13 protein-coding genes and 1 pseudogene are annotated in these 13,925 nt (G+C 70.8%); 12 read left to right on the plus strand and 2 right to left on the minus strand.

Features of this window, described 5'->3' with window-relative positions:
- Positions 1-7: 7 nt before the first annotated feature.
- Positions 8-316, minus strand: a complete 309-nt coding sequence (locus tag O0S08_RS37785) for an SCP2 sterol-binding domain-containing protein (RefSeq protein WP_269034321.1) — start codon at positions 314-316, stop codon at positions 8-10.
- A gap of 199 nt (positions 317-515) precedes the next feature.
- On the opposite strand from O0S08_RS37785, the gene O0S08_RS37790 reads away from it, so the two are divergent.
- From O0S08_RS37790 to O0S08_RS37840, 12 genes and pseudogenes are all read left to right on the plus strand, one after another.
- Positions 516-1,382 (plus strand): SDR family oxidoreductase, encoded by an 867-nt coding sequence (locus O0S08_RS37790; protein WP_269034322.1) that lies wholly within the window; start codon positions 516-518, stop codon positions 1,380-1,382.
- A gap of 13 nt (positions 1,383-1,395) precedes the next feature.
- A complete protein-coding gene (locus O0S08_RS37795) occupies positions 1,396-3,024 on the plus strand; it encodes an acyl-CoA carboxylase subunit beta (RefSeq protein ID WP_269034323.1) in 1,629 nt (542 codons plus the stop codon).
- A 47-nt stretch (positions 3,025-3,071) separates the two neighbouring features.
- Entirely contained in the window at positions 3,072-4,229 is a 1,158-nt protein-coding gene (locus O0S08_RS37800; protein ID WP_269034324.1) for an acyl-CoA dehydrogenase family protein, read from the plus strand.
- A 6-nt stretch (positions 4,230-4,235) separates the two neighbouring features.
- Complete coding sequence (locus O0S08_RS37805) at positions 4,236-5,066, plus strand: enoyl-CoA hydratase/isomerase family protein (protein WP_269034325.1); 831 nt, start codon at positions 4,236-4,238, stop codon at positions 5,064-5,066.
- Positions 5,063-7,057, plus strand: a complete 1,995-nt coding sequence (locus O0S08_RS37810) for an ATP-binding protein (RefSeq protein ID WP_269034326.1) — start codon at positions 5,063-5,065, stop codon at positions 7,055-7,057. The genes O0S08_RS37805 and O0S08_RS37810 overlap by 4 nt, the downstream gene beginning before the upstream one ends.
- A gap of 18 nt (positions 7,058-7,075) precedes the next feature.
- Complete coding sequence (locus O0S08_RS37815) at positions 7,076-7,312, plus strand: addiction module protein (protein WP_269034327.1); 237 nt, start codon at positions 7,076-7,078, stop codon at positions 7,310-7,312.
- A gap of 3 nt (positions 7,313-7,315) precedes the next feature.
- A pseudogene (locus O0S08_RS51450) lies at positions 7,316-7,623 on the plus strand (type II toxin-antitoxin system RelE/ParE family toxin).
- Positions 7,620-7,838: a hypothetical protein gene (locus O0S08_RS37820; RefSeq protein WP_269034328.1), complete on the plus strand. Its 219-nt coding sequence runs from the start codon at positions 7,620-7,622 to the stop codon at positions 7,836-7,838. Before O0S08_RS51450 ends, O0S08_RS37820 begins: the two are co-directional and overlap by 4 nt.
- A gap of 19 nt (positions 7,839-7,857) precedes the next feature.
- Positions 7,858-8,724 (plus strand): beta-keto acid cleavage family enzyme, encoded by an 867-nt coding sequence (locus tag O0S08_RS37825; protein ID WP_269034329.1) that lies wholly within the window; start codon positions 7,858-7,860, stop codon positions 8,722-8,724.
- A gap of 186 nt (positions 8,725-8,910) precedes the next feature.
- Positions 8,911-10,047, plus strand: coding sequence for an acyl-CoA dehydrogenase family protein (locus O0S08_RS37830; RefSeq protein WP_269034330.1), 1,137 nt, complete (start codon positions 8,911-8,913; stop codon positions 10,045-10,047).
- 25 nt (positions 10,048-10,072) lie between these two features.
- Positions 10,073-11,860 carry an AMP-dependent synthetase/ligase gene (locus O0S08_RS37835; protein ID WP_269034331.1) on the plus strand — a complete coding sequence of 596 codons (1,788 nt, stop codon included), beginning with the start codon at positions 10,073-10,075 and terminating at the stop codon, positions 11,858-11,860.
- Positions 11,861-11,863: 3 nt separating this feature from the next.
- Positions 11,864-12,307 (plus strand): DUF5990 family protein, encoded by a 444-nt coding sequence (locus O0S08_RS37840; RefSeq protein WP_269034332.1) that lies wholly within the window; start codon positions 11,864-11,866, stop codon positions 12,305-12,307.
- A 1-nt stretch (position 12,308) separates the two neighbouring features.
- On the opposite strand, the gene O0S08_RS37845 is transcribed toward O0S08_RS37840, so the two are convergent.
- Positions 12,309-13,892, minus strand: coding sequence for a glycoside hydrolase family 10-like protein (locus O0S08_RS37845; protein ID WP_269034333.1), 1,584 nt, complete (start codon positions 13,890-13,892; stop codon positions 12,309-12,311).
- Positions 13,893-13,925 lie beyond the last annotated feature (33 nt).

Consider the following 13,925-nt stretch of genomic DNA (forward strand, 5'->3'; position numbering starts at 1 on the left):
CGGCGCGCTAGTTGAACAGCTTGCCGAGGCGCATGGCCACGGCCATGTCGCCCTCGAGCTTGATCTTGCCGGTCATGAACGCGGTGGTCGGGTCGAGCTTCTTCGCCGCCATCTTGGCGAAGTCCTCGAGCGAGACCTTGACCGTGCACTTGGCCGGGCGGTCGGTGTTGTCGACCGTGTTGGGGGTGCTCTCGCCGTCGATGTAGAGCACCTGAGAGTCGGAGAACACGAACTTGATCGTCGCCTTGAGGCCCGAGTCGGCGCCGACCTTCGCGCGGATCTCTTCGGTGAACTTTTCCAGGCTGATGTCGCTCATGACGCCTGCCTACCACAATCTACCGGCGCCTTCGACGCCCGCAGCGCCCCCGTGGCGGGCCGGAGAAAATCTACTCGCCCACGCGGGTTCGATCCGCCCTACCCCCACGTCAGCGCATACGCCGTTCCTCCGACCCTCCGCGCCCCCGGCGGTGAATTCCCGCTTCCCCTGGTCCCGCGGCTGTGTACGATGCGGCGCCATGAGCGGGTACCGTTCCGTCTTTCGTCCGGGGCTGTTCGCCGGGCAAACGATCGTCGTCACCGGCGGCGGCAGCGGGATCGGTCGCTGCACCGCGCACGAGCTGGCCGCGCTGGGCGCCCACCCGGTGCTCGTCGGTCGCAAGCTCGCCAAGCTCGAGGCCACCGCCGCCGAGATCGTCGCCGACGGCGGGACCTGTTCGCTGCACGCGTGCGACATCCGCGAGGAGGCGCAGGTCAAGGCCACCGTGGCCGCGATCGTGGCCGCGCGCGGCCGCGTCGACGGGCTCGTCAACAACGCCGGCGGCCAGTTCCCGGCCCCGCTGGCCGCGATCTCGCAGAAGGGCTTCGAGACGGTGGTCCGCACCAACCTCGTCGGCGGGTTCCTGTTCGCGCGCGAGGTCTACACCCAGTCGATGGCGGAGCGCGGCGGAGCGATCGTCAACATCGTCGCCGACATGTGGAGAAGCATGCCGGGCATGGGCCACTCCGGGGCCGCGCGCGCCGGCATGGTCAACTTCACGCAGACCGCTGCGGTCGAGTGGGCGCCCTCGGGCGTGCGCGTCAACGCCGTCGCGCCGGGGTGGATCGCCTCGTCGGGCATGGACAACTACGACCCGGCGATGCTGAAGGCCCTGCTCCCGCGGCTCAAGGCCGCCGTCCCGCTGCACCGCCTCGGCACCGAGGCCGAGGTCAGCGCCGCGATCGTCTTCCTGCTCAGCGAGGCCGCCGCGTTCATCAGCGGCGCGACGCTGCGGGTCGACGGCGCCGCCCCCAATTCCAGCGCGGTGTGGCCCGCGAGCGAGCACGACCGCTCCCAGCCGTACGAGGGCTTCCACCGCGCCGAGCTCCCCGACAACCTGCGCTAAAGGCCAGCCAGTCATGCCCGTGCTTTCGTCCCGCATCGACCTCCACGGCGAACAGTTCCAGAGCAACCGCGCCGCCCAGCTGAAGCTCATCGACGAGTTCCGCGCCGCCGAGAAGCGCGTGCGCGACAACTCGGGCAAGCAGGCCGAGAAGTTCGCCAAGCGCGGCCAGCTGCTGCCGCGCGACCGGGTCGCGCGCCTGCTCGACCGCGGCGCGCCGTTCCTCGAGCTGTCGACGCTGGCCGGCTTCAACATGCACGACGACGACGGCAAGGGCGACGCCAGCGGCGGCGGCTGCATCGTCGGCATCGGCGTGGTCGCCGGCGTACGGTGCATCGTCAGCGCCAGCGACAGCGCGATCAAGGGCGGGGCGATCTCCCCGATGGGCCTGCGCAAGAGCCTGCGGGCCCAGGAGATCGCGCTCGAGCACAAGCTGCCGATCATCTCCTGTGTCGAGAGCGCCGGCGCCAACCTGCTGTATCAGGCCGAGATCTTCGTCGACGGCGGGCGCGTGTTCGCCAACATGGCCCGGCTGTCGGCCGCCGGCGTCCCGCAGATCACGATCGTCCACGGCAGCAGCACCGCCGGCGGCGCCTACCTCCCGGGCCTGTCGGACTACGTGATCGCGGTGCGCGGCCAGGCCAAGGTGTTCCTCGCCGGCCCGCCGCTGGTGGAGGCCGCGCTCGGCGAGGTCGCCACCGACGAGGAGCTCGGCGGCGCCGAGCTGCACGCCACGGTCACCGGCACCGCCGAGTACATGGCCGAGAACGACGCCCACGCGCTCCACCTCGCGCGCGAGCTGATGGCCAACCTCGGGCGCGCGCCGCTGAGCCGGTTCGCCCATGACCTCTCGACCAGGCCGCACCGCCCGCCGCGCCACGACGTCGAGGAGCTGCTCGGCATCGTCCCGGTCGACTTCAAGAAGCCCTACGACGTCCGCGAGGTGATCGCGCGCCTGGTCGACGACAGCGACTTCTTCGAGTTCAAGGCGCTGTACGGCTCGGCGACGGTGTGCGGCCACGCCCAGATCGAGGGCCACGCGGTCGGCGTCCTCGGCAACAACGGACCTATCAACCCCGACGGCGCCTGCAAGGCCGGCCAGTTCATCCAGCTGTGCTGCCAGAGCGGCACCCCGCTGGTCTTCTTGCAGAACACCACCGGCTACATGGTCGGCACCGCCGCCGAGCGGGCCGGCATGGTCAAGCACGGCTCGAAGATGATCCAGGCGGTCGCCAACGCCGACGTCCCGAAGCTCACCGTCATCCTCGGCGGCAGCTTCGGCGCCGGCAACTACGGCATGTGCGGCCGCTCCTACGACCCGCGGTTCGTGTTCGCCTGGCCGGGCAGCCGGATCGCCGTGATGGGCGGCGAGCAGGCCGCCAAGGTCATGGAGATCATCACCACCGCCAAGTTCGCGCGTATGGGCATGAAGGCCGACGCCGACGCGATGGCGCAGATGGGCAAGTCGATCAAGGACCGCCTCGACGCCGAGTCGACCGCGCTCTACGCCACCGCCAGGCTGTGGGACGACGGCCTCATCGACCCCCGCGACACCCGCCGCGTCCTCGCCCTGGCGCTCGCGGTCTGCCGCGAGGGCGAGGCCCGCCGCGTCCGCCCCAACACCTTCGGCGTCGCTCGACTGTGACGTCTGACCTGTCCTTTTGACCACCTGACCCGAGAGCCAGTCCAGACATGCCGCTGTTCACCGACGAGCACGACCTCCTGCGCGACAGCCTGCGCAAGTTCATCGCCCGGGAGATCAACCCCTACTGCGACGAGTGGGAGGAGGCGCGGATCTTCCCGGCGCACGAGCTCTTCAAGAAGCTCGGCAACGAGGGCTTCCTCGGCCTGACCAAGCCGACCGAGTACGGCGGCGCCGGCCTCGACTACTCGTACGCGCTGGTGATGGCGGAGGAGCTCGGGCGCGTCGAGGCCGGCGGGGTGTCGCTGGCGATCGGCGTGCAGACCGACATGTGCACGCCGGCGCTGGCGCGCTTCGGCTCCGACGAGCTCAAGAAGGAGTTCCTCGCGCCGTCGATCGCCGGCGACCTGGTCGGCTGCATCGGCGTGTCCGAGGTCGGCGCCGGCTCCGACGTCGCCAGCCTCAAGACGTACGCCCGCAAGGACGGCGACGACTACGTCATCTCCGGCGGCAAGATGTGGATCACCAACGGCATCCAGGCCGACTGGATGTGCTGCCTCGCCAACACCAGCGACGACAAGCCGCACAAGAACAAGACCCTCATCGTCGTCCCGCTGAACTCGAAGGGCGTCGAGCGGGCCCGCAAGCTGCACAAGCTCGGCATGTGGTCGTCCGACACCGCGCAGATCTTCTTCGACGAGGTCCGCGTCCCGCAGCGCTACGCGATCGGCCCCGAGGGCGCGGGCTTCATGCTGCAGATGCTGCAGTTCCAGGAGGAGCGGCTGTGGGGCGCCGCCAACTCGCTGACCGCGATGGAGACCGCGATCACCGAGACCGTCAAGTACACCCGCGAGCGCAAGGCCTTCGGCAAGTCGATCCTCGACAACCAGGTCGTCCACTTCCGCATCGCCGAGCTGCTCACCGAGGTCGAGTCGCTGCGCGCCCTGATCTACCGCGCCGCCGAGCTGTTCATCTCCGGCAAGGACGTGACCCGCCTGGCCTCGATGGCCAAGCTCAAGTCCGGCCGCCTCGGCCGCGAGGTCGCCGACAGCTGCCTGCAGTACTGGGGCGGCATGGGCTACATGTGGGAATCGAAGATCTCGCGCATGTTCCGCGACTCGCGCCTGATCTCCGTCGGCGGCGGCGCCGACGAGGTCATGCTCGGCATCATCGCCAAGCTCGAGGGCATCCTGCCCGGGAAAGGCTGAAAGGACATGTCCCAAACGACCTTGCCCGAGTGCCAGACGCTGCTGCTGCGCCGCGACGGCTGGCGCCTGCACGTCACCCTCAACCGGCCCGAGGCGCGCAACGCCATGTCGTTCGCGATGGTGCGCGAGCTGCAGGCGGTGTTCGCCGCGATCGCCGGCGACCGCGAGGTGCGGGCGGTGGTCCTGCGCGGCGCCGGGGGCAACTTCTGCGCCGGCGGCGACATCAAGGACATGGCCGGCGCCCGCGGGGCCGAGCCCGGGCCCGACGGCAAGGACCCGCTGGCGACGACCAACCGGATCTTCGGCAGCATGCTGCAGCAGATCGAGGACGCCCCGCAGGCGGTCGTCGCGGTGCTCGAGGGCGCGGTGATGGGCGGCGGCTTCGGCCTGTGCTGCGTCAGCGACGTCGCCGTCGCGGCCGACGACGCCCGGCTGCGCCTGCCCGAGACCGGCCTCGGCGTGCCGCCGGCCCAGATCGCGCCGTTCATCGTCCGCCGCGTCGGCTACAGCGCCGCGCGCGGGCTCGCGGTCACCGGCGGGGCGCTCGACGCCGGCGAGGCGCTGCGCCTCGGGCTGGTCCACCACGTGACCGATCGGGCAGGTCTCGACGGACAGGTAGCGAAGGTCCTCGCCGACATCGCCCGCTGCGCCCCCGAGGCGGTCGCCACCACCAAGCGGCTGGTCCTGGCCGCCAGCGGGGCGCCGCACGGCGACGCCCTGTCCGCCCTGCTCGACCTCGCCGCCGACGACTTCGCCCGCGCCGCCCGCGGCCCCGAGGGCGTCGAGGGCATGCTCGCATTCATTCAGAAGCGCAACGCCGCCTGGAGCGACCAATGACCTTCTCCACGATCCTGATCGCCAACCGCGGCGAGATCGCCTGCCGGATCATCCGCACCGCCCACGCCCTCGGCTACCGCACCGTCGCCGTCTACAGCGACGCCGACGCCGGCGCCCCGCACGTCGGCCTGGCCGACCGCGCGGTCCGGATCGGCCCGCCGCCGGTGCGCGAGTCGTACCTCGACGTCGCGGCGCTGCTGTCCGCGGCGATGAAGGCGGGCGCCGACGCGGTCCACCCCGGCTACGGCTTCCTGTCGGAGAACGACGGCTTCGCCCAGGCGGTGCTCGACGCCGGCCTCGTGTTCATCGGCCCGTCGCCGGCCGCGATCCGGGCCATGGGCAACAAGGCCGCCGCCAAGCGGGCGATGATCGCCGCCGGCGTCCCGTGCATCCCTGGCTTTCAGGACAGCAGCGACGCGGGCCAGTCCGACGCGCGCCTCGCCGCCGAGGCCGAGCGCATCGGCCTGCCCTTGCTGATCAAGGCGGCGGCCGGCGGCGGCGGCCGCGGCATGCGAATGGTCCGCGAGTGGAGCGGGCTCCCGGCCGCGCTCGCGTCGGCGCGCAGCGAGGCCGAGAGCGCGTTCGGCAGCGGCGAGCTGATCCTCGAGCGCGCGCTCACCAGCGGCCGCCACGTCGAGATCCAGGTGTTCGGCGACAGCCACGGCCACGTGATCCACCTCGGCGAACGCGACTGCTCGGTCCAGCGCCGCCACCAGAAGGTCGTCGAGGAGTCGCCCTCGCCGGCCGTGTCGCCGGCCCTGCGCGCCGAGATGGGCGCCGCCGCGGTGCTCGCTGCGCGCTCGATCGACTACGTCGGCGCCGGCACCGTCGAGTTCATGCTGGACGCCGACGGCAAGTTCTACTTCCTCGAGATGAACACCCGCCTGCAGGTCGAGCACCCGGTCACCGAGCTGGTCACCGGCCTCGACCTGGTCGCCTGGCAGCTGCGCGTGGCCGCCGGCGAGCCGCTGCCGCTGACGCAGGAGCAGGTCGAGCTGCGCGGCCACGCGATCGAGGTCCGCCTCTACGCCGAGGACCCGTACGCCGGCTACCTGCCGCAGGCCGGCGAGGTCGTCGCCTGGCAGCCCGCGAGCGGCGACGGCGTCCGCGTCGACCACGGCCTCCACCGCCAGCAGACCGTCTCGCCCTACTACGACCCGATGATCGCCAAGGTCATCACCCACGGCCGCACCCGCGACGAGGCCCGCCGCCGCCTGGTCAGCGCGCTGGCCCGCAGCGTCCTGCTCGGCCTGCCCAACAACAAGCGCTTCCTCGCCGACATCCTCGAGCACCCGGTGTTCGCCGCCGGCGGCGCGACCACCCGCTTCCTCGACGAGCACCTGCCCGCGCCCGCGCGCCCCGAGCCCGACGCCCGCGCGTGGGCGATCGCCGCCACCATCTGGACTTTGGGACATGTCCGTGGGGACTACAGCCCGTGGCGCAGCGCCGGCCGGGCCGCGTTCCCCCTGACCCTTCGAGCAGGTGACCGCGAGCGCGAGCTCGCCGTCGACCTCGACCCCGGCGGCCTCACCACAGTCACGGTCGACGGCGCCGCCCTGCCCGTGCGCGTGCTCGGCCGCGACGGCGTGGTCCTCCGCGTGCTCGTCGGCGACGTGCAGGAGACCGTCCACGCGGCCGTCGTCGGCGAGCGCCTGTTCCTCGACGCGCGCGGCGTGCAGGCCGAGTTCGTCGAGCCGCCGCCGAAGGGCGCCGAGGTCGAGGCCGAGGTCGGCGGCGACGGCAACCTGCTCGCGCCCACGAGCGGGCGCGTCGTCGCAGTGCACGTCCAGGTCGGCGACCGCGTCCGCCGCGGCCAGACCCTCGTCACCCTCGAGGCGATGAAGATCGAGAACGCCCTCGCGGTCGCCGTCGCCGGCGTCGTCACCGAGGTCAAGGTGAAGCCCGGCGATCAGGTCCCGCAAGGTCGCCTCCTCGCCGTCGTCACCCCCGACGACGGCCCCGAACCCGGCGCCGCCTCCGCCGCCGCCTAGGCGTGCTAAGGTGCAGTCATGAGCGCCGCGCGCATCCTCAACGACCTGATGGCCTTGCCGCCTGACGAGCGCCGCGCGATCGCGCGGCGCGTCCTCGACAGCGTCGAGGATCCCATCCCGCTCGAGGTTGAAGAGGCCCAATATCAAGAGGTCCTCCGCCGCCTCCGCGACATCGAGGAGGGCAAGGAAGAGCTGGTGGATTGGGAGATCGTTCAAGCCGAATTGAACGCCAAGATCGCCCGCCACGGCACCTGAACCATGCAAGGTTCCGAGGTCGTCGTCCGCCTGTCTCGCCGCGCCGGCCACGACCTCGATCGCGCGGTCGACTACTACCTATCCCAGGGGCCAGGTCTCGCTCAACGCCTCGTCGCCGCGTTCGATGAGACCTTGAAGGACCTGGCCGAGGCACCAGCACGCTGGACGGTTTGGCGACCGCCGCAGCTCCGGCGAGCGCTCGTCCCTGATTTTCCTACGTCGTCGTCTATCGCATCGTATCGCCGGATCAAGTGTTCATCGTGGCGCTCCTCCATCAGCGCCAAGACCCGAACCGCCGCTTCCCAGCATGACCGATCGCAACGCCGAACGCCTCGCCTCCTCGCCAGCTCGACCCGCCTGTGACGAATCGCCCGCCCTCGCGCACGAGGACGCGTGGCTCGCCGAGGTCGAGCGCCGCTGGCAGGCGATCCAGTCCGGCCTCGAAGCCACCGTCGACCACGAAGAGGCGCTCGCCTTCATCTTCTCACCGCCGCTCGCGCCCGCTCGTCCGTCGCCAGCTCGATGATCCTCGCCTGGACCTCGCCATGACCCACGACAAAGCGATCGTCACCTGCGCCCTCACCGGCGTGCTCACCAACCCCAAGCAGCACCCCGTCCCGGTCACCCCCGAGGAGCTCGCGCGCGCCGCCCGGCAGGCGCGTGACGCCGGCGCTTCGGTCGTGCACGTCCACTTCCGCCGGCAGGAGCCCGGCATGGGCTTTCTGCCGTCGTGGGAGCCCGAGGTGGCGGTGGCGGTGCGCGAGGCCATCCGCGCCGAGTGTCCCGACCTCATCTTCAACATGACCACCGGCGTCGTCGGCGAGGACATCAGCGGGCCGGTCGCCTGCATGCGCGCCATCAAGCCGGAGATCGCCGCCTGCAACGCCGGCAGCCTCAACTACCTCAAGGCCAGGAGCGACGGCACCTGGGCCTGGCCGCCGATGGTGTTCGACAACCCCGTCGAGAAGGTGAAGGCCTTCCTCGACGTCATGGCCGAGTGCGGCACGGTCCCCGAGTTCGAGTGCTTCGACCTCGGCATCGTCCGCTCGGTCGGCCTCTACGTGGACGTCGGCCTCGCCAGGCACCCGCACTACAACCTCGTCACCGGCGTCGCCTCCGGCATGCCGACCGACCCCGAGCTGTTGTCGTTCCTGCTCAAGTACATCAAGCCAGGTTCGCGCTGGGAGGTCACCGCGATCGGCCGCGAGGAGATCTGGGCCATCCATCGCCGCGCCGCCGAGCTCGGCGGCGACCTGCGGACCGGCCTCGAGGACACCTTCTATTTGCCGGACGGCAGCCGCGCCGACAGCAACGGTCGGCTCATCGAGGCCCTCGTCGCCAGCGCCCGCGAGGTCGGCCGCGAGATCGCCTCGCCCGCCGAAGCTCGCCAGCGCATGCACCTCGCGAGCTGACCGCCTTCAACGTCGCTCCGCCAGCGCCTCCGCTCCCGCGCGGGGCCGCGGTCGCAGTCTCGAACTCGCCGCGCGAGCGAGCGACCTCGCATCCCTCCCCCTCCGCCCTCACGTTCACGGCTGCGGCCGCCGTGCCCCCTTTTGGCCCGTCGTCGGTCCGGCCGTGATGATAAGATCGGCGGCAAAATGTCCGTCCTCGACGACGCCGACCGCGAGGCCCTGCGCGGCACCCTGCGTGGATTCATCGAGCGCGAGGTCATGCCGCACATCGACGCCTGGGAGGAGGCCGGCGGCTTTCCGCGCGAGCTCTACGCCCGCGCCGGCGAGCTCGGGATCCTCGGCCTCGGTTACCCCGAAGAGCTCGGCGGCAGTCCGGGCGACAGCACCGCCATCATCATCCTGTGCGAGGAGTTCGCGCGCACAGGATCCGGAGGCCTCATCGCCGGCCTGTGTTCGCACGGCATCGGCCTGCCGCCGATCTTGAACCTCGGCACCGACGCGCAGAAGCGGCGCTTTATCCCCGACGTCCTGGCCGGTCGCAAGATCTCCGCGCTCGCGATCACCGAGCCCTCGGGCGGATCGGACGTCGCCAACCTCAAGACAGTCGCGCGCCGCGACGGCGACCACTACGTCGTCCACGGCAGCAAGACCTTCATCACCTCCGGCGTGCGCGCCGACCACGTCACGGTCGCCGTGCGCACCGGCCCGCCTGGCCTCGGGGGCATCTCGCTGCTCGTCGTCGAGGCCGACACGCCCGGCTTCACCCGCACCGCGCTCGACAAGAAGATGGGCTGGTGGTGCTCCGACACCGCCACCCTCTACTTCGACGATTGTCGGGTCCCGGCCGCCAACCTGCTCGGCGAGGAGAACCACGGCTTCCTCGGCATCATGCAGAACTTCAACCGCGAGCGGCTGATGCTCGCCGCCATGGCCGTCGCCTTCGCCCAGGTCTGTCTCGACGAGTCGATCGCCTACGCGCGCCAGCGCGAGACCTTCGGCAAGCCGCTCGTCACCCGCCAGGTCATCCGCCACAAGCTCGTCGACATGGCCACGCGCATCCATCCGGTGCGCACCTGGCTGTACCAGCTCGCGCAGCGGATCGACGCCGGCGAGTGGCCGATCGCCGAGATCTGCATGCTCAAGAACGCCGCCACCCAGTGCGTCGAGTTCTGCGCCAAGGAGGGCGTGCAGATCTTCGGCGGCGCCGGCTTCATCCGCGGCGCCAAGGTCGAGCGGATCTACCGCGAAACCAAGGTCCTCGCCATCGGCGGCGGCGCCGAGGAGATCATGAAGGACCTCGCCGCCAAGCAGATGGGACTCTAGACACCTTCGCTTCAGGAGCACGCAGTTGGCCCTCGACACCATCCCAGCCCGCTTCTTCGCCCGGGGCCAGGCCCACCCGAACAAGCCGGCCTATTACATCCGCAAGGACGGCGCCTGGCGACCGACCAGCTGGGCCGAATACAACGACCAGGTCCGCCGCGCCGCGCGGGCGCTGATCGGCCTCGGCCTGGAGCGCGGCCAGGGCGTCTGCATCCTCGCCTACAACCGCGCCGAGTGGGCCATCACCGCCTTCGCCACCATGGCCGCGGGGGGCGTCCCGGCCGGCATCTACACCACCTGCTCGGCCAGCGAGGTGCAGTACATCGTCCGCCACGCCGAGGCCGCGCTGGTGGTCGTCGAGGGCCGCGCGCAGTACGACAAGCTGCGCGAGCAGCAGGCCGACCTCCCCGGCCTGCGCCACATCGTCCTCATGCAGGGCGCGCCGGCGATCGACGACCCGCTCGTGCTCACCTGGGAGCAGTTCCTCGCCCGCGCCGACGCGGTCCCCGAGGCCGCCTTGACCGAGCGCCTCTCCGGCCTGCACGAGGACGACACCAGCACGTACATCTACACCTCCGGCACGACCGGCCCGCCGAAGGCCGTCATGCTGTCGCACAAGAACATCTTGTGGACCACCGAGGTCCTGGTCGCGCTGGTCGAGAACAGCCCTGAAGACCGCCTGCTGTCGTACTTGCCGCTGTCGCACATCGCCGAGCAGATGCTGTCGCTGCACGGCCCGGCCTGCTGCGGCCACGCGATCTACTGGGCCGAGGCGCTCGAGCGCGTGCCCGACAACCTCAAGGAGGTCCAGCCGACCGTCTTCTTCGGGGTGCCGCGGATCTGGGAGAAGTTCCACGCCGCCGTCGGCGCTCGCCTGTCCCAAGTGACAGGTACCAAGAAGAAGCTGTTCAACTGGGCCTCCGGGGTCGCCCGCCGCTACCACGCGCTCGCCACCCGCGGCCGCCCCGTCCCCCTGGCCCTGCGCGCGCAGCATCGGCTGGCCCAGCGCCTGGTGTTCGCCAAGCTCAAGACCGCCCTCGGCCTCGGCAGCGCCCGCGCCTGCGTCTCCGGGGCCGCGCCGATCGCCGCCCACGTGCTCGAGTTCTTCACCGGCCTCGACCTCGTCGTCGCCGAGGTCTACGGCCAGAGCGAGGACTGCGGCCCGACCAGCCTCAACATCCCCGGCGCCACCAAGCTCGGCAGCGTCGGCCGCCCGATCCCTGGCCTCGAGGTCAGGCTCGGCGAGGACGGCGAGATCCTCGTGCGCGGCCCCAGCGTGTTCAAGGGCTACTACAAGGACCCCGCCGCCACCGCCGAGGCGCTGCAGGACGGCTGGTTGCACTCGGGCGACCTCGGCGCCTTCGACCCCGATGGCTTCCTCTCGATCACCGGGCGCAAGAAAGAGATCATCATCACCGCCGGCGGCAAGAACATCGCGCCGAAGAACCTCGAGGCCGCGCTCAAGGACAACCCGCTGATCGAGGAGGCCGTCGTGATCGGCGACCGCCGCAAGTTCCTCAGCGCGCTCCTGGCGATCGATCGCGCCGCCGCGACCAAGTGGCTGACGGGCCAGGGCCTGGCCGCCGACGAGCCGCTGCACGAACACCCGGCGCTGGTCGCCGAGATCGGCAAGTGGGTCGAGAAGTCGGGCGAGCAGTTCGCCCGCGTCGAGCAGGTCCGCAAGTTCAAGCTCCTGCCGCGCAGCCTCAGCACCGACCACGGCGAGCTCACCCCGACGCTCAAGCTCAAGCGCAAGGTCATCGAGAAGCAGTGGGCCCAGCTCATCGAGGCCATGTACGAGGGCGCCGACTGAGCCATGCAGATCCGGATCGTCGGCACCGAGCTGCCCGGGCGGCGCTTCTGCAACGCCGAGGGGGACGCGTACGACAACGTCCACGTCGGCCTGCAGCGCGGCAAGGAGCCCGTGCAGCTCGTCCCCGGCGACGCTGTGCGGGCCGAGCTCGTCGCCGAAGTCGCCCTCGTCCGCGGCGACCACGGCCTCGACGTCCGCGGCCCTTTCGTCCACGGCCCTCGCGGCGAGCGCTTCCTCTACCTCACCTGGGGCGCGGTCGGCGACGGCGGCGCCTTCGCCATGTTCCGCCGGGCCAAGCTGTGCTTCGCCGACATCGACCCGGCCCTGCTCGCGCGCGCGGCCGACGAGGGCCGCGACCTCGAGGCCGCCCTCGCGCTCACCGACGACCGCGGCGGCCCGCGCTGCGCCCGGGTGAAGCCGCCGGCGATCCGCTGGCGGCTCGTCTGAATCAGGGCACCGTCACCAGCACGCCCTGGCTCTCGACGTTGTGCTTGCCGGCGGCGCTGATCGCCCATGTCCCCGGGGACAGGTCGATGCTCGTCGCCTGCGCCGGGACGATGCGGTCGATCACGAAGTCCTGGCCGGACTGCGCGTAGACCACCCACGCGCGCAGGCTGGCCGGGTCGGCGTGGGCCAGCGACGCCTGCGTCCCTTCGAGCGTCACCGTCGGCGGCGCCACTGCCTCGCCGGCGAGCGCCGCGATCGGCGGGGTCAGGGCGGGCGTCTGGTAGAACTCGGCCTTGAACGCGTCGGTGACCCCGAGCAGGTTCTCCTGCAGCGGCGCGATCTGGAAGAAGATGTTGCCCTGCGAGCCGGCCTCCGCGTATTGCCGGCTGAGCAGGATCTCCTGCTTGAACTCGTCGAGCGACCACTTGTCCTCGGAGCCGAGCTTGCTGAGGTAGTTGCCGGCGAAGATGTAGCGCCCGCCCCCGGTGATGCTCGACCACCACTCGATCAGCACCCCGTAGGCCTGGGCCGCCTGGGTGGTCGGCCAGTACAGCTGCGGCGCCAGGTAATCGACCCATCCCTCCTGCATCCACAGCAGCGGATCGGCGTAGAGGCCCTCGTATTGATCGAAGCCGTTGATGCCTTCGGGGATCCCGGGGCGGTAGATGCCGAACGGGCTGATGCCATAACGGACGTGGGGCGCGATATCGGCGACAGCGAGGCCGACCGCCTCGACCATCGCGTTGACGTTGTCGCGCCGCCAGTCGGCCCGCGACAGCTGCCCGCCGCCGCCCTGATAGGCCTCCCACGTCTTGTCATCGGGGAAGTCGACCCCGTCGACCGGGTACGGATAGAAGTAATCGTCGAAGTGGATGCCGTCGACGTCGTAGCGGGTCACCAGATCGGCGACGACCGCCAGCAATTGGTCCTGGACCTCCTTCGCGCCGGGGTCCATCCAAAGGAACGTCGAGTACTCGTAGGCGTACTGCGGCAGCAGGGACGCGATGTGCTCGGGCGCGAGGTCGTGGTTGGCGTTGGCCTTGGCGCGGTACGGGTTGAGCCACGCATGGACCTCGACGCCGCGGGCGTGGCCCTCGTCGATCAGAAACTGCAGCGGGTCGAGCCCGGGATCCTCCCCTTGCTCGCCTGTGAGGTAACGACTCCACGGCTCCAGGTTCGACGAATAGACCGCGTCGCACTCCGGCCGGACCTGGAACACCACGGTATTGAGGCCGGCCGCCTGCACGGTATCGAGGATCGCCAGCAGCTCGTCCTGCATCGCAGTCGCCGACAGCCCGGTCGAACTCGGGAAGTTGATGTTCGACACCGTCGCCACCCAGACGGCCCTGAACTCGCGCGTATGAGCGACCGGGACCAACTCCTGCGGGTCGCCGCCGGTCGTGCTGCTGGTGCCGTCATCGTCGCCGGTGGTCGGCTCGCTCGTCGTCGCCGGGCCCGTCACTGGCACATCCGTCGTCGTCGTCGCGGTGACCGGCGCATCGGTCGTGGCTGCACTGCTGGTCGTGGTTTCAGTGGTCGTGGCCGGGTCCTCGCCGCAGCCGGCGAGCGCCGACAACACGACCACAAATGACAATCCTGTCGGGCGAAACAGCGCCAT

Origin of the sequence: Nannocystis punicea, assembly GCF_026965555.1 — a bacterium.
In the GTDB taxonomy this organism is placed as follows: Bacteria; Myxococcota_A; Polyangia; order Nannocystales; family Nannocystaceae; genus Nannocystis; species Nannocystis punicea.